21 protein-coding genes and 1 tRNA gene are annotated in these 21699 nt (G+C 64.8%); 14 read left to right on the top strand and 8 right to left on the bottom strand.

The window, feature by feature from the left end; translation table 11 throughout:
* Positions 1-7 precede the first annotated feature (7 nt).
* Genes SO139_RS17945 through SO139_RS17965 form a run of 5 tightly spaced genes read left to right on the top strand, consistent with a single transcriptional unit; the run spans position 8 to position 4371 of the window.
* Complete coding sequence (locus SO139_RS17945) at positions 8-1144, top strand: NAD(P)/FAD-dependent oxidoreductase (protein WP_449381235.1); 1137 nt, start codon at positions 8-10, stop codon at positions 1142-1144.
* Between the two features lie 31 nt (positions 1145-1175).
* Positions 1176-1472, top strand: a complete 297-nt coding sequence (locus SO139_RS17950; protein ID WP_449381236.1) for a (2Fe-2S)-binding protein — start codon at positions 1176-1178, stop codon at positions 1470-1472.
* Complete coding sequence (locus tag SO139_RS17955) at positions 1469-2887, top strand: FAD/NAD(P)-dependent oxidoreductase (protein ID WP_498540332.1); 1419 nt, start codon at positions 1469-1471, stop codon at positions 2885-2887. The genes SO139_RS17950 and SO139_RS17955 overlap by 4 nt, the downstream gene beginning before the upstream one ends.
* Positions 2884-4005, top strand: a complete 1122-nt coding sequence (locus SO139_RS17960) for an NAD(P)/FAD-dependent oxidoreductase (RefSeq protein WP_498540333.1) — start codon at positions 2884-2886, stop codon at positions 4003-4005. The genes SO139_RS17955 and SO139_RS17960 overlap by 4 nt, the downstream gene beginning before the upstream one ends.
* A gap of 18 nt (positions 4006-4023) precedes the next feature.
* Entirely contained in the window at positions 4024-4371 is a 348-nt protein-coding gene (locus SO139_RS17965; protein ID WP_449381239.1) for a RidA family protein, read from the top strand.
* A gap of 9 nt (positions 4372-4380) precedes the next feature.
* Here SO139_RS17965 and SO139_RS17970 read toward each other — a convergent pair whose 3' ends face one another.
* The 3 genes from SO139_RS17970 to SO139_RS17980 all read right to left on the bottom strand — a co-directional run bounded on the left by SO139_RS17970 (position 4381) and on the right by SO139_RS17980 (position 7955).
* A complete protein-coding gene (locus tag SO139_RS17970; RefSeq protein ID WP_498540334.1) occupies positions 4381-5412 on the bottom strand; it encodes an LLM class flavin-dependent oxidoreductase in 1032 nt (343 codons plus the stop codon).
* A gap of 186 nt (positions 5413-5598) precedes the next feature.
* Positions 5599-5844, bottom strand: coding sequence for a hypothetical protein (locus tag SO139_RS17975; RefSeq protein WP_449381241.1), 246 nt, complete (start codon positions 5842-5844; stop codon positions 5599-5601).
* A 47-nt stretch (positions 5845-5891) separates the two neighbouring features.
* Positions 5892-7955 carry an ATP-dependent helicase gene (locus SO139_RS17980; protein WP_498540335.1) on the bottom strand — a complete coding sequence of 688 codons (2064 nt, stop codon included), beginning with the start codon at positions 7953-7955 and terminating at the stop codon, positions 5892-5894.
* A gap of 123 nt (positions 7956-8078) precedes the next feature.
* Between SO139_RS17980 and SO139_RS17985 the strand changes: the two genes are divergently transcribed.
* The gene (locus tag SO139_RS17985) at positions 8079-8672 is read left to right on the top strand and encodes a TMEM175 family protein (protein ID WP_449381243.1); all 594 of its coding nucleotides are present in this window, start codon (positions 8079-8081) and stop codon (positions 8670-8672) included.
* Between the two features lie 5 nt (positions 8673-8677).
* Here the strand turns inward: SO139_RS17985 and SO139_RS17990 are convergent, their stop codons facing one another.
* Positions 8678-9064, bottom strand: a complete 387-nt coding sequence (locus tag SO139_RS17990; protein ID WP_498540336.1) for a YciI family protein — start codon at positions 9062-9064, stop codon at positions 8678-8680.
* A gap of 100 nt (positions 9065-9164) precedes the next feature.
* Positions 9165-9878, bottom strand: a complete 714-nt coding sequence (locus tag SO139_RS17995) for a substrate-binding periplasmic protein (RefSeq protein ID WP_449381245.1) — start codon at positions 9876-9878, stop codon at positions 9165-9167.
* A 340-nt stretch (positions 9879-10218) separates the two neighbouring features.
* Between SO139_RS17995 and SO139_RS18000 the strand changes: the two genes are divergently transcribed.
* Complete coding sequence (locus tag SO139_RS18000) at positions 10219-12615, top strand: ATP-binding protein (protein WP_498540337.1); 2397 nt, start codon at positions 10219-10221, stop codon at positions 12613-12615.
* 300 nt (positions 12616-12915) lie between these two features.
* Here the strand turns inward: SO139_RS18000 and SO139_RS18005 are convergent, their stop codons facing one another.
* Positions 12916-13590 (bottom strand): GntR family transcriptional regulator, encoded by a 675-nt coding sequence (locus SO139_RS18005; protein WP_449381247.1) that lies wholly within the window; start codon positions 13588-13590, stop codon positions 12916-12918.
* A 119-nt stretch (positions 13591-13709) separates the two neighbouring features.
* Here SO139_RS18005 and SO139_RS18010 point away from each other — a divergent pair, with 119 nt between their 5' ends.
* The 7 genes from SO139_RS18010 (at position 13710) to SO139_RS18040 (ending at position 20107) form a co-directional block, all read left to right on the top strand.
* Entirely contained in the window at positions 13710-14507 is a 798-nt protein-coding gene (locus tag SO139_RS18010) for an enoyl-CoA hydratase/isomerase family protein (protein WP_498540338.1), read from the top strand.
* Between the two features lie 9 nt (positions 14508-14516).
* A complete protein-coding gene (locus SO139_RS18015; RefSeq protein ID WP_498540339.1) occupies positions 14517-15776 on the top strand; it encodes a CaiB/BaiF CoA transferase family protein in 1260 nt (419 codons plus the stop codon).
* A gap of 60 nt (positions 15777-15836) precedes the next feature.
* Positions 15837-16829, top strand: coding sequence for a Bug family tripartite tricarboxylate transporter substrate binding protein (locus tag SO139_RS18020; protein ID WP_449381250.1), 993 nt, complete (start codon positions 15837-15839; stop codon positions 16827-16829).
* 48 nt (positions 16830-16877) lie between these two features.
* Positions 16878-17360 carry a tripartite tricarboxylate transporter TctB family protein gene (locus tag SO139_RS18025; RefSeq protein WP_449381251.1) on the top strand — a complete coding sequence of 161 codons (483 nt, stop codon included), beginning with the start codon at positions 16878-16880 and terminating at the stop codon, positions 17358-17360.
* Between the two features lie 11 nt (positions 17361-17371).
* A complete protein-coding gene (locus SO139_RS18030) occupies positions 17372-18907 on the top strand; it encodes a tripartite tricarboxylate transporter permease (protein ID WP_449381252.1) in 1536 nt (511 codons plus the stop codon).
* On the top strand, positions 18904-19935 hold the full coding sequence (locus SO139_RS18035) for a 4-hydroxythreonine-4-phosphate dehydrogenase PdxA (protein ID WP_449381253.1): 1032 nt from the start codon (positions 18904-18906) through the stop codon (positions 19933-19935). The genes SO139_RS18030 and SO139_RS18035 overlap by 4 nt, the downstream gene beginning before the upstream one ends.
* 98 nt (positions 19936-20033) lie before the next feature.
* Positions 20034-20107 (top strand) — tRNA-Gly (locus tag SO139_RS18040).
* 132 nt (positions 20108-20239) lie between these two features.
* Here the strand turns inward: SO139_RS18040 and SO139_RS18045 are convergent.
* Both SO139_RS18045 and istB read right to left on the bottom strand, forming a co-directional pair.
* Entirely contained in the window at positions 20240-20464 is a 225-nt protein-coding gene (locus SO139_RS18045) for a hypothetical protein (RefSeq protein ID WP_449381254.1), read from the bottom strand.
* A 342-nt stretch (positions 20465-20806) separates the two neighbouring features.
* On the bottom strand, positions 20807-21664 hold the full coding sequence (gene istB, locus SO139_RS18050) for an IS21-like element helper ATPase IstB (protein WP_449384702.1): 858 nt from the start codon (positions 21662-21664) through the stop codon (positions 20807-20809).
* Between the last annotated feature and the right edge of the window lie 35 nt (positions 21665-21699).

Raw genomic sequence — 21699 nt, forward strand, 5'->3', positions numbered from 1 at the left:
AGAACGCATGCACAGGGAATATGACGTCGCCGTCGTTGGCGGCGGACTGCTCGGCTCCGCCATTGCCTGGGGGCTCGGCCGGCTCGGCAAGAGCGTCGCCGTGCTCGACGAGGGCGACATCGCCAAGCGCGCCTCGCGCGCGAACTTTGCGCTGGTGTGGGTGCAGAGCAAAGGGCTCGGCATGCCCGCCTATACCGTGTGGACGGTGCGCGCGGCGCGGGCCTGGCCAATGCTTGCCGCCGAATTGAAGGATCAGACCGGCCTCGACGTCTGCCTCCAACAGTATGGCGGCTTTCATCTGACGCTCGGCGAGGACGAGTACGAGCAGCGCACCCAGCTCGTCACGCGCATGCACAACCAGGTTGGCGCGGCCGATTACAGGATGGAGATGCTGCCGGCCTCAGAGGTGAAGAAGATGCTGCCGCTGATCGGCCCGGAGGTGTCGGGCGGCAGCTTCTGTCCGTTCGACGGTCACGTCAATTCGCTCCGTACTTTTCGCGCGTTCCATACCGGCTTCAAGGCGTTCGGTATCGACTATTTTCCGGAGCGCCCGGTCTCGGCGATCACGAAGAGCGGCGGCGAATTCGGCCTGACAACGCCGCAAGGCGAAATCCGCGCCCACAAGATCGTGCTTGCCGCGGGCAATGCCAACCAGACGCTGGCGCCGATGGTCGGCCTCTTCGCGCCGATGGGGCCGACGCGCGGCCAGATCGTGGTGACCGAGCGCACCGTGCCGTTCCTGCCGCATCCGCTGACGACCATCCGCCAGACAGACGAGGGCACTGTCATGATCGGCGACAGCAAGGAAGACGAGCTCGACGATCGCGCGCTGAGACATTCGATCAGCTCCGTGATGGCGGACCGCGCGCAGCGGATGTTCCCGCATCTGGCGCGGCTCAACGTCGTCAGGAGCTGGGCCGGCATCCGAGTCATGCCGCAGGACGGCTTTCCAATCTACGACCAGTCGGAAACTCATCCCGGCGCGTTCGTCGCCTGCTGTCATTCCGGCGTGACGCTCGCCTCCAACCACGCCTTCGAGCTTGCCCGCATGGTCGCAGGCGGCGCGCTCGAGCCGGAGCTGGTCGGCGCGTTCTCAGCGTGCCGCTTCGGAGGCGAGGGCGCAACGAACGACAGTGGCTACTAGCGACTTCAGAGAAGGAGCCAAGAGGCATCCAATGTTCAGACGATCCGATCAGGACAAGCGTCCATCGTTGCAGATCTTCGTCGACGGCGTTGCCGTCGAGGCGCGCGAGGGCGATACCGTATCCGCCGCGCTGCTCGTCTCGGGGCGTGACGTGCGCCGCGCGACCGCGGTGAGCGGTGCGCCGCGGCTGCCCTATTGCATGATGGGCGTGTGCTTCGACTGCCTCGTCACCATCGATGGCGTCGGCAATCGCCAGGGCTGCCTGGTGCCGGTCGCCGCCGGCATGCAGATCGAAATTCAGAAGGGCAAAAGGGAGGTCGGCCGATGAACACGACGCCTCAGCGCGACGCTTACGATGTCGTCGTCATCGGGGCAGGGCCGGCCGGTCTTGCTGCGACCGCGACCGCGTCGGCAGCAGGCCTGTCGACGCTGCTACTCGACGAGAACCCGGGCCCTGGCGGCCAGGTCTGGCGCGCCATCGCGTCGACGCCCGTGACAGCGCGCGACCAGCTCGGCGCCGATTATTGGGCAGGTGCCGAACTCGTTGGCGAGGTGCGGTCCAGCAAGGCCGAGATTATCCATCGCGCAACCGTGTGGAGTCTCGATCGTCATCGCGAGATCGGGATTTCTGTCGGCGGCGCATCCACCTTCGTCAAGGCGCGGCGCGTCATCCTTGCGACCGGCGCGCTGGAGCGGCCGTTTCCGATTCCGGGCTGGACACTGCCGGGCGTGATGACCGCGGGCGCCGCACAGACCATGCTGAAGTCGTCGGCGCTGGTGCCTGATTGCCGCACGGTGATCGCGGGGCAGGGGCCACTGCTGTGGTTGCTCGCAGCGCAGATCCTGCGCCTTGGCGGTCGTATCGATCGCATTCTCGATACGACCGAACGCAAGAACTACCTGGCCGCGCTGCCTCACGCCTTCAGCTTCCTGACGTCGCCTTACTTTGCGAAGGGCTTTGCGATGATGCGCGAGGTGAAGGCCGAGGTACAGGTGGTGACTGGGGTCACCGAGCTTGCCGCGGCCGGCGAGGGTCGGCTTGCCAGCGTAAGCCATGTCGCAGGCAGCCGTCGCGAGACGATCCCAGCGGACCTTCTTCTCCTGCATCAGGGCGTCGTGCCCAACGTCAATCTCGCGATGGCGGCGGGCGTTGAACATCGCTGGGATGACCTGCAACTCTGCTGGTCGCCGATGCTCGATGCCAATGGCGGCACCTCGATCGAAGGCATCGCGATCGCCGGTGACGGCGCCGGTATTGGCGGCGCAAACGCCGCGGTGGTTCGCGGCCGCATCGCTGCACGGGCTGCAGTCGAGGCGCTTGCGCCTGCAGCCGCCGCGAAGCTCTCGTCGATGGCCGCGCTGCGTGCCGATCTGGCCAAAGCCGAGCGCGGTCGCGTCTTCCTCGACACGCTGTTCCGTCCCGCGCGGCAATTCCGCATTCCCGCAGGCGACACCATCGTCTGCCGCTGCGAGGAGGTGACCGCCAAGGACATCGTCGATGCCGTCGCGATCGGCGCGACGGGGCCGAACCAGCTCAAGGCCTATCGCCGCACCGGCATGGGGCCGTGCCAGGGTCGCCTGTGCGGCCTCACCGTCACCGAGCTGATGGCGGAGGCGCGCGGCAAGACGGCGCAGGAGATCGGTTACTATCGGCTGCGCGCGCCGGTGAAGCCGATCACGCTCGCCGAGCTTGCGGCGATGCCGAAGACCGACGATGACATAAAGGCGGTGGTGCGCGGATGACGAAGCTTGCGGATGCCATCATCGTGGGTGGCGGCATCCACGGATGCTCGACGGCGCTGCACCTGACGCTGGCCGGCATGAAGCCGGTGCTGATCGAGAAGGATTATGCCGGCCGTCACGCGTCCGGCGTCAATGCCGGCGGCGTGCGCCAGCTCGCGCGCCACGTCGCCGAGATCCCGCTCTCGATTCGCTCGATGGGGATCTGGGAGCGGATCGAAGAGCTGCTCGACGACGATTGCAGCTTCGAGAGCCATGGCCAGGTTCTGGTCGCGGAGAACGAGACCGAGCTTGCGGCATGCCGCGCGCGTGTCGCCGAGTTGAACGCGCTCGGCTTCACCCACGAGGAGCTGATCGACGGCGCCGAGCTGCGGAGGCTGGTGCCTGCCGTCGCCGACACCTGCCCCGGCGGTGTGGTCTCGCGCCGCGACGGCGCGGCCAATCCCGCCCAGACCACGACGGCGTTTCGGCGCAAGGCGGAGCAGCTCGGCGCAACCGTGCGCGAGGGCGTGGCCGCAAGCAACGTCCGCCGCGAGGATGGGCTCTGGCGCGTCGATGTCGGCGCTGAAACCTATGCCGCGCCGGTTCTGGTCAACGCCGCCGGCGCGTGGGCAGGGCGTATCGCCGCCGCGCTCGGCGAGCCGGTGCCGGTCGAGACCGTGGCGCCGATGCTGATGATCACCTCGCGCGTGCCGCACTTCATCGACCCCGTGGTGATCCTGCGCGGCCGCAAACTGTCCTTCAAGCAGTTCAAGAACGGCACCGTGTTGATCGGCGGTGGACATCTGGCAACGCCGGACCAGGACCGCAACGAAACGGTGCTGGACTGGCCGAGCCTCGCCATCAGCGCCCGCACCGTATTCGAGCTGTTTCCGGTGATGCGGGATGCCACCATCATGCGCGCCTGGGCCGGCATCGAAGCGAAGACAAAGGATGATCTGCCCGTGCTGGGCCCGAGCGCCCGCCATGCCGGTCTGTTCCATCAGTTCGGCTTCTCGCTGCACGGCTTCCAACTCGGCCCCGGCGCTGGCGCAGTCATGGCGGAGTTGATCGTGAACGGCGGCACCCAGACCCGGATCGGCGATCTCGCCATCGACCGCTTTCGTTCCTTCAGCTCTTAGAACCAACAAGAGGACATCATGACCATCACGCGCAGCATCCGCACGCCCATCATGCACCGCACTGTCGAGGCCAATGGCTTCGTGTTCGTCGGCGGCACGATCGCCGACGACACCTCTGTCTCGATGGGCGAGCAGACCCGCAACATCCTCGGCAAGATCGCAGGCTATCTGAAGGAGGTGGGCAGCGATGCCTCCCGCATCGTCAGCGCCTCGATCTTCGTGACCGATCTGTCGAAGAAGAAGGAGATGGACGCGGTCTGGACCGAGTTCTTCGGTGACAATCTGCCGGCACGCGCGACCGTCGGCGTCGCTGATCTCGGCGGCAGCGCGCTGATCGAGGTCGTCGTCACCGCGCTCAAGGGCTAAGGCTAAACCTCAGCCCATGATCTCCTTGACCATCGGGATCACCTTGCTGCCATAGAGCTCGATGCTGCGCATAAGCTTCTCGTGGGGCAAGGGCCCTGCGGAATATTTGAGCTGGAAGCGCGAGATGCCGAGCGCCTTCGTGGTCGCGGCGATCTTGCGCGCGACCGTCTCGGGCGAGCCGACATAGAGCGAGCCGTGATCGGCCTCGTGCACGAACTCGTCGCGGCCCATCGGCGGCCAGCCGCGCTCCTTCCCGATGCGGTCGCGCATGGTCTTGTAGTCGGCCCACAGCTCCTCGCGCGCCAGCGCATCGGTCTCTGCGACATAGCCGGGCGAATGCACGCCGATCGGCTTCACCGCGCGGCCGAATTCCTTGTAGGCGCGGTGATAGAGCTCGACATAGGACGCAAAGCGCCTGGGATCGCCGCCGATGATTGCGAGCATCAAGGGCAGATCGTAATGCGCGGCGCGCACCACCGATTCCGGGCTGCCGCCGACGCCGATCCAGGTTTTGAGCTCGCCGTGCTCGACCGGCGGATAGACGAGCTGGTTCTTCAGCGGCGGACGCAGCTTGCCGTCCCAGGTCACCGGCTTCTGGGACAGGAGTGCGGCGAACAGGTCGAGCTTTTCCTCGAACAGCTCCTCGTAACGGCGCAGGTCGAAGCCAAACAGCGGGAAGGATTCCGTGAACGAGCCGCGCCCGAGGATCACCTCGGCGCGACCGTTCGAAAGCGCGTCCAGCGTCGCAAAGCGCTGGAAGACGCGGATGGGGTCATCCGAGGAGAGCACCGTCACCGCGGAGCCCAGATGGATGCGTTTGGTGCGGGCCGCGATCGCGGCGAGCGCGACTTCCGGCGAGGAGATCGCGAAATCGGCACGGTGATGCTCGCCGAGCCCGATGAAGTCGATGCCGAGCTCGTCCGCCAGCACGGCCTCCTCGACGACGTTACGGATCACCTGCGCATGCGGCAGCGGCATGCCGCCAGCGTCCTTGGTGACGTCGCCAAAGGTATCCAGTCCGAATTCGAGCGGTGCGGTCATTGATCAGGTCTCTCGAGCATGATCCGGAAAAGTGTGAAGTGGTTTTCCGAAAGGATCATGCTCAAACAATAGCGAAGGCAGCTGCAGATCTAGTCGTCGGCTTGCCCGTCACAATACCGCTTCAGGAAATCCATGGTTTCCGTTTCGCGACCGGGCGATGCCTGTTGATGGCCGCTGCAGCTCGCATCAAGGCCCGAATTTTTCCGCCATCGCCTCGGGGGCGCGCGCCTGGAGAACGCGGCGCTTCAGCTGCTTCAGCTCCTTGATTTCGGCGACGATGGCCTCGACCGCACGCTTCTGCTGCTGGCGCAGGGTGCGCTGGTCCTTGACGGGAAGGGGTCTCTTGCCTTTCGACGTCTGGATTACCTCGCGTGCGAGCTTCCGCAGCGCATCGAGCTCTGCCTTGATTGCGTTCTTGCCTGCTGTCGTCATCTCCATGCTCCCTTGGAATTCCTCAGGCTTCGGACGCGCGGCCAGCGCTAGCGCCACATGCCCCGCATCCTGGCTCCGATATCGATCTTCGGCCCCTGCGCCGCGGTCCGCGCCGTGCCGGCTTGCGTCTTCGGCCAGGCCGTCCGCTCGAACAGAGGAACGAGCGCTTCCGGAATGAAACGGGTACGCGAGGCGTAGACGTGGCGATCGCCCGAAGCGGCCTGACCGTGCGTGAAGAAACGCTGCGGCACGATCAAATGCAAGTCGTCCTTGGCGCGGGTCATCGCGACGTAGAGCAGGCGGCGCTCCTCCTCGAGCTCGGCGCTGGTGCCAGCGCCGAGATCGGACGGCATGCAGCCGTCGACCACGTTGAGCAGGAACACCGACTTCCACTCCTGGCCCTTGGCGGAATGGATGGTGGAGAGGATCAAATAGTCCTCGTCGAGCAGGGGAACGCCGGCCTGATCGGATGTCGCATCCGGCGGATCGAGCGTGAGCTCGGTGAGGAATTTTTCGCGCGAAATATAGCCGCTTGCGATCTGCTCGAGCTGCATGAGATCGGCGCGGCGCGTCTCGGCATCCTCATGGATGCGGTCGAGATGCGGCTCGTACCAGAGGCGCGCACGCTCGAGGTCGGCGGGCCATTCCGAATAGCTGAGATTCTCGACCGTGCGAATGAAGGCGGTCCAGTCGTCGCCGGTGCGCGGCGGTGCGGGAAGTTTTGTGAGTGCGGCAAGCGGCGAGGGACTCTCCGCCATGTGGTCGAGCACGCGCTGCGCCGTTGCAGGTCCAACGCCGGGCAAGAGATGCAGGATGCGAAAGCCGGCGACGCGGTCGCGCGGGTTCTCGATGAAGCGCAGCAGCGCCAGCATGTCCTTGACATGTGCGGCGTCGAGGAATTTCAGCCCGCCGAACTTGACGAAGGGGATGTTGCGGCGGGTCAACTCGATTTCCAGCGGACCCGAATGCGAGGAGGTGCGGAACAGCACCGCCTGGTGCTTGAGCGGCGAGCCCTGCTCGCGATTGGCCAGGACCTGCTCGACGATGTAGCGCGCCTGCTCGGCCTCGTCGCGCACGGCGACGAGCTGCGGCTTGTGCGAAGAGGTGCGGTCGGTCCAGAGATTCTTGGTGAAGCGCTCCCGTGCAAGGCCGATCACGCCATTGGCGGCCGCCAGCACTGCTTGCGTCGAGCGATAGTTGCGGTCCAGCGTGATGATCTCGGCGCGCGGCGAAAAGCTTTGCGGGAACTCGAGGATGTTGCGCACGGTGGCGGCGCGGAACGAATAGATCGACTGCGCATCGTCGCCGACTACGGTGAGGCCTCGGCCCTCCGGCTTCAGCGCCAGCAGGATGGTCGATTGCAGGCGGTTGGTGTCCTGATATTCGTCGACCAGTACGTGATCGAAGCGGCCGCCGATCTCCTCGGCGATGCCAGCGTCGCTCATCATCTGCGCCCAATAGAGCAGGAGGTCGTCATAGTCGAGCACGTGCTGCGCCTGCTTGGCCTCGACATAGGCCGCAAACAGCCGCTTCAGCTCCGAAGACCAGCCCGCGCACCAGGGATAATGCTGGCCGAGCACCTTTTCGATCTCCAGCTCGGCATTGACGCAGCGGGAATAGATCGACAGGCAGGTGCCCTTCGCTGGAAAGCGGCTTTCGGTTCGCGACAATCCGCAGTCATGCCGCACCAGGTTCATCAGGTCTGCTGAATCTTCGCGGTCATGGATGGTGAAGGCCGGATCGACGCCGAGCCGCTCGGCATATTCGCGCAAGAGCCGCGCGCCGATGCCGTGGAAGGTGCCGGCCCAGCTCAAGGCATCGCGCATGATCGCGGCGTTGTTCTCGCCGAGCACTTTTCTGGCGATCCGCTCCACGCGGGCGGCCATCTCGGCGGCCGCACGGCGCGAAAACGTCATCAGCAGGATCCGGCGCGGGTCGGCGCCCGCGACGATCAAATGCGCGACCCGGTGGCCGAGCGTGTTGGTCTTGCCGGAGCCGGCTCCGGCAATGACGAGGAGGGGGCCGCCGATGGTGCTGCCACCAGCCACGCCATGCTCGACGGCGCGGCGCTGCTCGGCATTCAGCGTGTCCAGATATGTCGTAGTCGCCACGAATCGCCCCGGTGAAAGCTGCAGATTCCGCGATCCGGCCGCGATCCGCAATGCGGCTGGACGCGGTGCGATTTAGGATCTAGGGGAGAAGCTCGACCTTGGTTCCAGCCTCGTGCCCCCTAAATGACCGACCAAGATACCGACCAGTTCGAGATGCGCCGGCTGGAGTCGCTCAGCAACACCATTTTCGGTGTCGCCATGACTCTGCTCGCCTACAGCCTGCCCAAGGCCGACGAGCTCAAGACGGCGCCGACCTGGAGCGATCTCGACCATCTCTATTCCGGACGCGTGGCGGGCCTGATCCTGACCTTCGTCGTCGCCGGCGTGTTCTGGATCAGTCATCATCGTCGCCTTGCGCGCCAGCCCGAGGCCGGCCGAGGTGTGGTGCTGCTCAATCTCGTCTTCCTGCTCTCGATCATCCTGCTGCCGGTCACCAACGGACTCTATGGCAGTTACCGGCTGAGCAGTGCCGTCGCGGTGCTCTATGGCCTGCATCTGACCGCGATCGCGAGCCTCAATGCCTGGCTCTGGTGGCTTGCGTCCCGTGCCGGCCACCGTCACGAGATTGCCGGCGCGATCTTTCCAGTGCTGGTGTTCGTGCCGGGCACGCTCGTGGCAGTGGTCGCGCCGGAATATGCGCAATTCGTCTGGTTTCTCGCCTTCGGAGCGTTATTGATGCGCCGGTTCGTGAAGGGGAATCCGGCCAGAAGCGCTTGAGGACGTCATCCCTCGGCCGCTGTCGTGCCAAACCCATCGGCCGGAAGGAAAAGCTTGATCGGGCGGATTTCGTAGACCGCGCTCGGATTGACCCTGCGCAGTTCCCGCGCGGCGGCGATCGCGCCGGCCTCGTCCGAAAACTCCATGATGTAGAAACCGAGCAGTTGTTCCTTGGTTTCGGCAAAAGGTCCGTCCAGCACCATGCCCGCGCCGGGGCCGCGCAGCGTGCGGGCCTTCCCGGTCTCGTCGAGCCGTGCCGCGGGTCCGAAATGTCCCCTGGCTTTCAAGGGTTCTTGGACCTCGCGAAGCCCCTTCATGACGGCGGCGTCCTCGTCTTTCGTCCAGGACATGACCTCGCTTTCCACGTGATAGGCCAGGATGGCGTAGAGCATCGTCACCTCGCTTGTTTTCCGCCTTTGCCGGTTCAAGGACGGATGACGGCCGATGAATCCGACAATCCTCGATCTGGAAATATTTTAACCGCCCCCGCCGTCAGGACTCGCTCAGCACCTGCTTGACGAGCCGCTCGCGCAATCTGGCGAGCTCGCCGCTTGCGGTCATTTCTTCGATCACCTTTCCGACCTTCGGCACGAGGTCGCGGTGGCGTTCGTGCAGATAGTGGTAGATGTCGATACGTTCGAGTGGCGGCGAAAGCGGATAGATCCGTGCCTGCAGGTTGAGCTTGCGCACGGCGACGAGCCCGCTGAACAGATCGGTGACGATCACGTCGAAGCGGTCAGCGTCCAGCATCTGGATCAGGCTCTCAAGGTTCGTGGTCGCGGTGACGCGGCCAAATCCATGCGTGCCGTTCTCCGAGGAACCGACGCCCCGCACGATGCCGATGCTGTAGTCCTTGATCGAATCCCAGCCGGCGACGTCAAAACGAAGCTTCGTGGCGAAGACCGCCGGCTCGATATAGTTGATCGCGGGCGTCACCCGGAGCAGCGTCGGGTAATCCTTGGACAGCGTGCCGATGCGCTGGATCTCGCCGTCGAGTTCGCCTGCGCTCGAAAGCGCGAGCGCGCGTTTTCCGGGCACATCCTCGAATTCGAGCTTGATGTTCAGCCGCGCATAGACGACGCGCAGCATCTCGCCGCCGACATACTGATCGGGAATGTTGGCGATCCGCGCCAGCCGGATGACCGACTGTGCCTGTGAGGGATGGGCGAACAGCAGCAATGCGCCAACAAGACATATCCGCCACATGATGCGTCTCCCGCTCGTCCTTGCTACCACTGGATTCATGGCCCGGTGCGATCTACCGCGGATGGTGATCGGCCCTGCGAATCACAACGGCCATCCGCCACCAGTGAGGCGGGGCCTACTCCGCACTTTGACCGATGACATTTTAGCACGCATGGTGCTAGTTTGCGGAGGCTTCCTGCGGCTGGGCACAAAAATTGACCCCCACAGACGAATCATCGTCCAGGATCTAGCAGGGAGGCTGCGCCCTTGGGGCGGGTCTTCCAGGGGAGGCCGAACTGTCGAACCGCGGCAGGCCGCAACGGGCCGACGCAGGATTGTCGCCATCTCGGGGGAGTGGTGCATGGGCAACGCAGGTGAGCACGATCCCAATCGCGGCCGCGCCATTGCGCCGGCGGCCGCGAATGAGGATCTGGTACGAATAGGGGTCCCGATCGGGCCCCCGCTGCCGCGCGTCTTCTCGTGGTTTCGCAGCGGCATCGGCCTGCGCCTGCTGTCCGCCGTGCTGCTGTTCTCCTCGATCGTGACGTTGACCCTGACCGCGCTTCAGCTCTATCTCGACTACGATCGCGAGATGGGCATCATCGAGACGCGGCTCAACGAGATCGGCCGCAGCTATCTCGGCAGCCTCGGCGAGAGCCTCTGGAGCCTCGACAAAAACCAGCTCGAGCTCCAGCTCAACGGCATCATGCGACTGCCGGACATCCAAGCGGTCGAGGTCCGCGAATTCGCCGATCGTCCGAAACCGATTCGGGTGGCGGTCGGCGAAAGCGGTGGCCGAGCGGTGGTGGCCCGCGACTATCCCATCGACTACGTCATGCAAGGCGAGAAGCACAGGATCGGCACGCTGCATGTCGAGGCGACGCTGACCGACGTCTACAGGCAATTGCTGAACCGGGCCCTGATCATCCTGGCGAGCCAGGCGGCCAAGACGTTCCTCGTCTCCCTCTTCATCATCTACATGTTCCATTTGCTGGTGACCCGGCATCTCGTCGCCATTGCCGAGTTCGTCAGCAAATACACGCTGGCGCGGCCGCAGCCGCCGCTGCGCCTGGAGCGCGGGCCGACGCACGAGGTCGACGAGCTCGACAAGGTGATCGATGCGTTCAATGCCATGAGCGCGAGTCTGCAGCGTGCTTATGGCGATCTGCGGCTCGCCAATACCAATCTGGAGCGCGATCTCCAGGTCCGGCGGCGTGCCGAGGGTGATGCGCGCCGCAGCGAACAGCGCTTCCGCGACTACGCGGAAACCGCCTCCGACTGGTTCTGGGAGACCGGGCCGGATCATGTGTTCACTTATATCTCGGATCGCGCCGGCTCCTTCGGGATGGCGCGCGATCTCGTGATCGGCAGGCGGCGTCCCGACGGCGCAATCGATCGGGAGACCGAGCCGCAGAAATGGCGCGACCACATGGCTGCGCTGGAACGCCACGAGCCGTTCCGCAAGTTCGAGTATCGCGGCCGCGATGCAACCGGACGCATCAGGCATTTCAGCGTCAACGGCCGGCCGGTGTTCGACGCCGACGGTCGCTTCCTGGGGTATCGCGGCTCGACCACCGACCTCACCGACCAGCACGAGACCGAGGAGCGGCTGCGGCAATCGCAGAAGATGGATGCGATCGGCCAGCTCACCGGCGGCGTCGCGCATGATTTCAACAACGTGCTGACGGTCATCACCGGGACGATCGAGATCCTTCAGGAGGGCCTTGCGGACAAGCCGCAGCTTGCCGCGATCGCGCAGCTCATCGACGACGCGGCGACGCGCGGCGCCGAGATCACCTCCCAGCTCCTGACCTTCGCGCGGCGCCAGCCGCTCGACCCGCGGGAGATCGACGTCAACGGCCTCGTGGTCGAGACCGCGCGGCTGCTCAAGCCGATCCTCGGCGAGCACATCGAGATCGACGCCGAACTCGCTGACGATGCGTGGTTCGCGATGGCCGATCCGTCGCAGCTTTCCTCGGCGATCGTCAATCTCGCCGTCAACGCGCGCGACGCCATGCCGGGCGGCGGTAAGCTCACGCTTCAGACCGCCAATCGCGTGCTCGACGGCGTGGGCGAGTCCGGTGATCGCGAGATGGAGCCCGGCGAGTTCGTGATGATCGCGGTGGCCGATAGCGGCCATGGCATCCCCGCCGACATCCGCGACCGCGTGTTCGAGCCGTTCTTCACCACCAAGGGCGTGGGCCGCGGCACCGGGCTTGGGCTCAGCATGGTCTACGGCTTCGCCAAGCAGACCGGCGGCACGGTCGCGATCGACAGCGAGGAAGGTCGCGGCACGGTGGTGAAGCTGTTTCTGCCGCGCTCCGTCGGCCGGATGGCGAGCCAGGCCGGGCCCGTGGCCGCGCCCAGCGTGCCGCGCGGGCACGAGACGATCCTGGTGGTCGAGGACGATCCCCTGGTGCAGGGCTATGTGATCGCCCAGCTTGGCAGTCTCGGCTATCGGACGCTGGTTGCCAGCGATGGCGCGGCCGCGCTCGCGCTGGTCGGGCAGGGCATCAAGTTCGATCTCTTGTTCACCGACATCATCATGCCCGGCGGCATGAACGGACGGGAATTGGCCGAAGCGATCCGCGAGCGCCGTCCCGATGTGAGGGTGCTCTATACGTCAGGCTATACCGACGACGCCATCGTGCATGAGGGGCACCTCGATCCCGGTATCGCGCTGCTGAGAAAACCATACCGGAAGTCGGAGCTGTCGCAGATGATCCGCGAAGTGCTGACCGGCGGCCTGCCGCATTGATCCCGGCGCAAGACGACCGGCTTGTGCGCGAAAAACAAAAGGCGCGGCGGGGAAAACCCCGTCGCGCCCGATCTGTTGTCTCGCTGGTCCAGGGCTGAGAGCGCCCCGTTGCCAGGCTTCACGTCAAAGCCTAGCGGGCGATCCCAGCGAGGTGACAGCGCTTGAGATAAGACACTGGATCACCTCCTTTCGTTGGTTTCGGGAGACTCAATATAGGTCGAGATCGCGCGGCTGTTAAGGGGCGGAATTGTTGCCGCTGGCCGGGAATAAATCGCCAGCTCTGATGATCTCGTCGCGTGCTCAGTCGTCGTCTTCATCCGCGGCGGCGACGGCCGCGCCGTCCGTCTCTGCAAAACCCGCCTGCAAAACCTCCTCGCGCTTGTGGCGCAGGTGGGCGCGCAGGATGTGGGCGAGGCCCGTGCCGTCACGCCGCTGGAGCGCATTGAGGATCGCTTCGTGCTCCCTGACGGCGAGTGCCCAGCGCCGCGGCGTCATCGGCGTGACGTAGCGCGCGCGGCGAATGCGTGCCGTCACGGAATTATAGAGACTTGCGAGCACGGGATTGCCGGCTGCGGTGACGATGGCTTCGTGGATGGTGCGATTGCAGCGGTAGTACTGGATCAGATCGCCATCGCGATAATGCTGCGCCATCGCCGTTTGCGCGGCGCCAATCTCGTCGACCTCGTCCTCGGTGATGCGCTCGCAGGCGAGTTCGCCGGCGAGCGCCTCGAGGCCCTGGCAGACCTCGAAGAGGTCGCGCATATCCTTGTCGGTCAGCTTGGCCGCTCGCGAGCCGCGATGGGGCAGCAGTTGCACGAGGCCCTCCGCGGCGAGCACCTTGAGCGCCTCGCGCAGCGGCGTGCGCGAGATCTGGAGCCGCTCGCACAGTTCGCGCTCGGGTATCCGCGCGCCCGGCGGGATTTCGCCGTCGAGCAGGATGGCACGGATGCGGCTGACGACGTCCTCATGAAGCATGGGACAAGGCTCTATTTTGAATGCAAAAGTGAGTTTATAGACTTAAATATACAAAGTTCCAGCTTGAAAATCCCATATTTTGCATTCAAAAATGTAAAAAACAAAAGGGATGTGAGGAAATGGACCTCCAAGTCGCAGAGGCGGAACACCTCGTTTTCGAACGTGGGGACGGCATCGGGCGGATCATTTTCAACCGCCCACAGGCCCGCAACGCCTTCACCTTCGCCATGTATGAGCGGCTAGCCGCGATTTGCGAAGAAGCGAACAGCGATCATTCCATCAAGGTGCTGGTGCTGCGCGGTGCAGGCGACAAGGCCTTCGCCTCGGGCACAGACATCAATCAGTTCCGCGAATTCAGGACGCCGCAGGACGCGCTCGATTACGAGAACCGGATCGATCGCGTGCTCACCACGCTCGAGCAATGCCGGGTGCCGACGATCGCGGCGATCAACGGCTTCTGCACCGGCGGAGGGGCGGGGATCGCGGCGGCCTGCGATCTGCGCATCGGCACGAAGAGCGCGCGTATCGGATTTCCCATTGCGCGAACGCTCGGCAATTGCTTGTCGATGTCCAATGTCAGCCGTCTCACCGCGCTCATTGGGGCTGCGCGCGTCAAGGATCTGATCTTCACCGCGCGCCTCGTTGACGCCGCGGAAGCCGCAAGCCTCGGTCTGCTCAGCGAAATCGTCGAGGATGGTACGGCACTCGACAAGCGTGCCGACGAGGTCGCGCGCCTGCTCGCCAGCCACGCGCCGCTGACGCTGAGCGCGACGAAGCAGGCGGTGGCCCGCTTGCAAAAGCGGCTGACGCGGGAGGAGGGCGAAGACCTCATCCTGATGTGTTACACGAGCCAGGATTTTCGCGAAGGGCTCGATGCTTTCCTCAACAAGCGCGCCCCGCAATGGCGCGGCCAATAGGACGAGCCGATGAAAAAGGATCAATCGCACTCCACCGCTCGTCCCTCGGGACCGCTGGCCGGCCTCAAGGTGATCGATCTCACCCATGTCATGGCCGGACCGACCTGCACGCTGATGCTCGCCGACATGGGCGCCGACGTCATCAAGATCGAGAAATGGCCGAACGGCGATGACACCCGCCATTCGGTGCCGCCGAAGATCGGCGACGAGGCCGCCTCCTTCCTGATGATGAACCGCAACAAGCGCGGCATCGTGCTGGATCTGAAGACCGCGGGCGGCAAGGAGGTGCTGCGACGGCTGATCGCGAGCGCCGACGTGCTGGTCGAGAATTTTGCGCCGGGCGCCATGGAGCGCCTCGGCTTCGGCTACGAGGACCTGCACAGAGAGTTTCCGGCGCTGATCTATTGCTCGCTTTCGGGCTTTGGCCGCACAGGTCCTTACAAGCACCGTCGCGGTTTCGATCTCGTCGCGCAGGCGATGAGCGGCATCATGAGTTTTACCGGCGAACGCCCCGACGGTCCGCCGGTGAAATGCGGGCCGCCGCTGTCCGATATCACTGCCGGCCTGCTCGCGAGTATGGGGATCCTTGCGGCCTACACGCATCGCCTGAAGACCGGCGAGGGGCAGTGGGTCGAGACCTCCCTCTATGAAGCAGCCCTGGTGCAGACCTATTGGCAATCGACGATTGCGCTGGCCGCGGGCACCGCGCCGCGCGCGATGGGCTCGGCGCATCCGCTCAACGCGCCGTATCAGGCCTTTGAAGCCTCCGACGGCTGGCTGGTAGTCGGCGGCGCCAACAAGAAGCATTGGCTGTTGATGCTGGAGGCGCTGGGCGCGAGCGAGCTCGCCGCCGATCCGCGCTTCGTCACCGGTGCCGACCGCATGGCGCATCTCAAGCAGCTCGAGGAGGTTTTGAGCGAACGCTTCCGCACCGGGACGCGGGCGCATTGGCTCGCGGCGCTGGATGAGAAGGGTGTGCCGTGCGGACCCGTGCACGACATGCTGGAAGCCCTGAGCGATCCGCAGACGCTGGCGCGCGAGATGGTCGTCGAGGTCGAGCATTCAACGCTCGGTCCGGTGAAGACCATCGGGCTACCCGTCAAGTTCTCGGAGACGCCCGGCAAGGTCCGTTCCGGCGCGCCCGTCTATGGCGAGCACACGCGCGAGGTGCTGGCGGAATACGGGTTCGACGAACAACAGATCGAAGCGCTGGAAAAACAGGGCGCAATCGTATCGGCGTCCACACCGCGCGAGGAACGAGTCGCCTGACCGGGCGTCGATACGACAAACAAGAACAACAGCCAAAAAGGCAAAAAATCGGAGGACATCATGCGTAGCACGTCAACATTTCTGCTTTCCGCAGCCGCGGTCATCCTCGCCGGCACGGTGCCGGCACTTGCGGCCTGGCAACCGCAGAAGCCGATCGAGTTCGTCGCCACGGCCGGGCCGGGTGGCGGCACCGACAATCTTGCGCGCGCGGTGCAGAACATCATCACCAAATACAAGCTGACGGAGCAGCCGATCGTCGTCGTCAACAAGGGCGGTGGCAGCGGTGCCGAGGGCTATGTCTACGGCAAGGTCTCCGCAGGCGATCCCTACAAGGTCATTTTCGGCACGTCGAATGCGTGGCAGCAGCCGCTCGTCTCCAAGGTCGCCTTCAACTACACCGACCTCACTCCCATTGCGGCGATGGCGCAGGACGAGTTTTTGCTCTGGGTCAAGCAGGACGCGCCCTACAAGACCGCGGGCGACTATCTGAAGGCGGCGGCATCGAGCGAATTCAAGATGGGCGGCGCGCAGTCAAAGGACACCGACGAGGTGCTGACCCGCATGATCGAGAAGGCCGGTCACGTCAAACTGACCTACATCCCCTTCAAGAGTGGCGCCGAGGCCGCCGTGCAGCTCGCTGGCGGGCACATCGATTCCCACGTCAACAATCCCAGCGAAAGCCTCGGACAATGGCGCGGCGGAACGCAGCGCCCGCTCTGCGCCTTCAGCCCGAAGCGGCTGCCGCAGGGTCCGAAGATCACCGCGACCGAAGGCTGGAGCGACGTTCCGACCTGCGTCGAGCAGGGCCTCGACATCAAGCAATATGAGCAGCCGCGCACGGTGTGGCTGCCTGGCAAGGTCACGCCAGACCAGACCGCGTTCTATGTCGACCTCATGAAGAAGGTGCAGGCGACGCCGGAATGGAAGGACTACATCGAGAAGACCTCCCAGGTCGACACGTTCCTGACCGGCGGCGACTTCGACAAGTTCATCAAGGAGGACCTCGAGCACCTCAAGCAGGTGGCGAGCGAGCAGGGCTGGCTCATCAAGTAAAAAGGCTAAGCTGCAATCCTGATGTCTCGTATCGGACTGGAGTCCTCGATGATATCGCGCCGCGCTCTTGAACTTTCGACCGCCATCCTCACCGGCAGCTTTGGTGTGGCGGTTGTCGTCTCCAGCCTCGACAACGGCATCGGATGGTCGAGCGCGGGTGTCGACGCCGGCACGTTTCCGTTCCTGACCGGTGTCATCATCGTTCTTGGCAGCCTCTACAATCTGGTGCGTGGCGCATTGCCGGCCGTGACGCTCGCGAGCGTTCCCGTGGCGATCACACCGACCGAGCTGCGCCGGCTCGCAAGCCTGTTCGTTCCGGCCGCGATGTTCGTTGCGGCCATCCCGCTGCTCGGGATGTATCTCGCCTCGGCCATCTATATCTTCGCGGTGCTCGCGATCCCCAGATATCAATCCGTGCCGCGTGCGCTCGCCATGGCGGCGGCGACAGCGCTCGCGCTCTACGTGGTGTTCGAGCGCATGTTCCAGGTCACGCTGCCGCATGGCGCGCTCGCCGCCGCGTTCGGGTTCTGACGGAGAAGCCAATGGATAATCTCCAGGAACTCCTGCACGGCTTCACCATCGCGGTCACGGTGCCGCATCTGGTGCTGATGGTGATCGGCGTGCTGCTCGGCATTCTCGTGGGCGTCCTGCCGGGGCTGGGTGCGCCGAATGGCGTGTCGCTGCTCTTGCCGCTGACCTTCGGCATGCAGCCGGTGTCGGCGATCATCCTCCTCTCCAGCATGTATTGGGGCGCGCTGTTCGGCGGCTCCGTGACCTCGATCCTGTTCAACATCCCCGGGGAGCCATCGTCGGTGGCGACCACCTTCGACGGCTATCCGATGGCACGCGACGGACGGCCGACGACGGCACTCGCCACCGCCTTCGGCTCGGCCGCGTTCGGCGCGCTGGTCGGCGTCATCCTGATCACCTTCCTGGCCTCATGGGTGGCGCAGGTCGCGCTCGCCTTCGGGCCGCCGGAATATTTTGCGGTCTATTTCCTCGCCTTTGCGAGCTTCGTCGGCATGGGCGGCGCGGCGCCGATCAAGACCGTCGTGGCGCTCGCGATCGGTTTTGCGATCGCTGCGATCGGCATCGACACCGTCTCCGGCAGCGTGCGCCTCACCATGGGCGTCGACGAGCTCGTCAAGGGTGTGAGCTTCGTCGTCGCGGTCATGGGCCTGTTCGGCATCGGCGAGCTCCTGGTCGCCGTCGAGGAGGAGGTTCATGCCCGCGCGGTCTCCTCGAAGATCGACTGGGGCGAGGTGTTTCGCGCGGTGGCGCGCCTGCCGCGGCATGGCATTGCCTTGCTGCGCAGTGCTGCGATCGGATGCTGGATGGGGATCACGCCGGGCGGGCCGACGGCGGCGTCCTTCATGAGCTACGGCATCGCCCGGCGCTTCTCACGCCGCGGCCGGCATTTCGGCACCGGCGAGGTCGAAGGCATCATCTCGCCGGAGACGGCCGATCATGCGGCGGGCACCAGCGCATTGTTGCCAATGCTCTCGCTCGGCATTCCTGGCTCCGCCACTGCGGCAGTGATGATGGGTGGGCTGATGATCTGGGGGCTCAATCCCGGACCGATGCTGTTCGTCGACCAGAAGGATTTCGTCTGGGGCCTGATCGCCTCGATGTATGTCGGCAACATCGTCGCCGTCGCGCTCGTCCTGCTCACCGTGCCCGTCTTTGCCGCCCTGATGCGCATCCCCTTCGTCGTCATCGCGCCGCTGATCGTGATCATCTGCGTCGTCGGCGCCTATTCGGTGTCGAACTCCTATCTCGACGTGGTCATGATGCTCGGCTTCGGGATCGTCGGCTATCTCTTCAAGAAGCTGTTCTATCCCTTGGCACCATTGGTGCTCGCGATCGTCATCGGCGACAAGGCGGAGGACGCATTCCGGCAGTCGATGCTGATGTCCAAGGGCTCGCTCGGAATTTTCTTTGCCAACCGGCTGGTGACGTGTCTGGTGGTGGCCGGCATTGCGCTGTTGCTGCTTCCGCTCGTGCTGCAGCTCACGCGTCTCTGGCGCAAGCCCACGTCCATTGCCGAGACGACAAGCCAGGAAAAGGTGATCATATGAACGCAAAGCCGCTTGTCGCATTGGCGATGGGAGATCCCGCCGGCATCAGCCCGGAGCTGACAGCCAGGCTCGCGGCGCTCGACGACATCCGCGCCCGTGCCCGGCTCGTCGTGATCGGCGACCGCCGCATCTTCGACGAGGGCGCGCGCGTCGCCGGCGTTACTCCAGAGCTGAAGACGGTGGAGCAGGGCGCTGATTTTCGCGCGGCGGAGGGCGATGCGCTGTTTGTCGATTTTGGCCATCTCGCCCCCGCGGAGGTCGAACGTGGTGTTGCGAGCCTTGCCGGGGGCAGGTTCGCGCTGGCAAATTACCGCCACGCGCTCGAGCTTGGCCGCGATGGCCGCGTCGATGCGGTCTGCTTCACCCCGTTCAACAAGCAGGCGATGCGGCTTGCGCGCGCCGACTATGACGACGAGATTGCGTTCTCGGCGGAAGTCGCCGGGCTCAAGACCGCGGCGAGCGAGTTCAATGTGCTGGGCCAGCTCTGGAACGCGCGGGTCACCTCGCACATTCCGCTGAAGGACGTCGCGGCGCGATTGTCCGTTGAGCGCATCCATCGCGCACTGAAACTGACCGACAGCTGCATGCGCAACGCCGGCTTTGCGCGGCCGCGCATTGCGGTCGCCGGGCTCAACCCGCATGCCGGCGACGGCGGCAATTTCGGTCGCGAGGAGATCGACATCATCGCGCCCGCGGTCGAAGTCGGCCAGCGCGAGGGTATCGCCGCCGAGGGGCCGTTCCCGGCTGACACGGTGTTTCTGCGTGCAAAGAACGGTGCCTTCGATGCGGTGCTGACGATGTATCACGACCAGGGACAGATCGCGATGAAGCTCATGGGCTTTGATCGCGGCGTAACCCTCCTCGGGGGCTTTCCGTTTCCGATCTGCACGCCCGCACACGGCACCGCCTACGACATCGCGGGCCAGGGGATCGCGTCCACCGGCGCCAGCCGCGCCGCTCTCCTGCTCGCCGCCGAGATGGCCGGCCGTCGCGGCAGGGCGGAGGAGGTGCGGGCCGCAGCGTCCTGACATGGCGGCGCGCGATGGAGCTCGGCTGTTCGCAACGCCAAAAGGCGGGGTCTGGACGGTTGAGGCGCCCGGCGCGGCGTGTTAGGGGATGCCTCAATGCGGGTGTAGCTCAATGGTAGAGCAGCAGCCTTCCAAGCTGAATACGAGGGTTCGATTCCCTTCACCCGCTCCAATGATTTCAATGACTTAGCCTGCGAGTGCGCCTAAATTCCAACAAGTCGGGCTGAACGCTTCCGACCAAGTTCTGGCGGCCTGTTCGCGATGGTTCGTGCCATGAAGGTCGAGTTCAATCTCGGGCGAGTGCTCAGGCATTCTGGCCGCGCTTCTTGATGCGCTTCAACTGGGCCATCTGCGTGATGCTGGGCTTCGACGTTCTGATGCTGAAGGGCGCTGCTGCAACCGCAATTGGCTGGGCAGGACACTCGCTTGTAGCTGTCAGCCCATAGCGACTTCTGACGAAGCTCTCCCCGCAACTGCAACGACGGATTTTCTCGCACCAGATTTCCTCAACGGAGGCGGTCGCGCGCATCCCGCAGTTCTCACACTCCCCAAAGGACCGAGAAGCCGATGAGGCCCAGACAAAAAGAAAGACCGCCTGCGTTGCCACAAGCGGCCCAAGTCTAGGGAGGAAACGCCCAAGGAGGGCGTGCGATAGCGGGAGCGCTACCGCACGCCCTGTAGATAAGACGATCGCGATCGCGGCTCAATTGGAACTCGGCAAGTATCGGTCATCCAAACGGGTAACGGACCTATACAAAGGTTTACGTGCCCGCCCTTACAGCCGATCCGTCTCGGCTCACGTCTGCTTAGTGTCAAACGCCATCCGGAACTGCCCCCTTTGCGTCATGAAGAACTGCCCCCACCCTCGGGTTCATGATGTCGGTTGAAGGTTGGCTCCGCCGCTGACGGGACGGAGGGAGGCGGAGCCGACCGGAGGGCCGTCAGCGGCGGGCGGCTTGATGAGGCCGCTCTTTCGCTTGGCGCGGAGCCGGTAGCTGTCGCCGCGGATGGTCAGCACGTGGCTGTGGTGCAAGAGCCGGTCGAGGATCGCGGTGGCGACCACTGGATCGGCGAACACTGTGCCCCATTCGGCAACGCTGCGGTTCGACGTGATCAGCATGGCGCCGGTTTCGTAGCGCCGGCTGACCAGCTGGAAGAACAGATGCGCCGCGTCAGGCTCCAGCGGCAGATAGCCGAGCTCGTCGACGATCAGCAGCTTTGGCTTCGCCAGCGCCAGCAGTTTCTCGTCCAGGCGCCGCTCGCCATGCGCCTTGGCGAGGCCAGCGACCAGCGTCGTCGCCGTGGTGAACTGCACCGTGTATCCGGCCAGGATCGCCTCTCGCCCGAGCGCGATCGACAAGTGCGTCTTGCCAACGCCCGGCGGGCCGAGCAGCAGCACGTTCTCGCCGTTGGCGATCCATCGTGACGCGGCCAGGTCGCGGATCTGCTTCGGATCGATCGACGGCTGCGCCTCGAAGTCGAAGCCCGCCAGCTCCTTCACGGCCGGGAAGTGTGCGAGTTTCAGCGCCATCTCGATACGGCGATGATCCTTGCGCGCGATCTCGCGCTCGCACAGCAGGATCAGCGTCTCACGCGCCGACAGGTTCGCGCGCGCCGCCTCGTCGAGCAGGTTGTCGAGTTGGTCGCGGATGCCGGAGAGCTGCAATCGCGCCAGCATGGCCTCGAGCCGATCGATCGGTACTTCGGTAGCCTTCTTTGTGCGCGCCATCAGAAGCTCCCTCCGATCGCTGCTTCGTATTCGGC

The organism is Bradyrhizobium sp. UFLA05-89 (assembly GCF_059803475.1).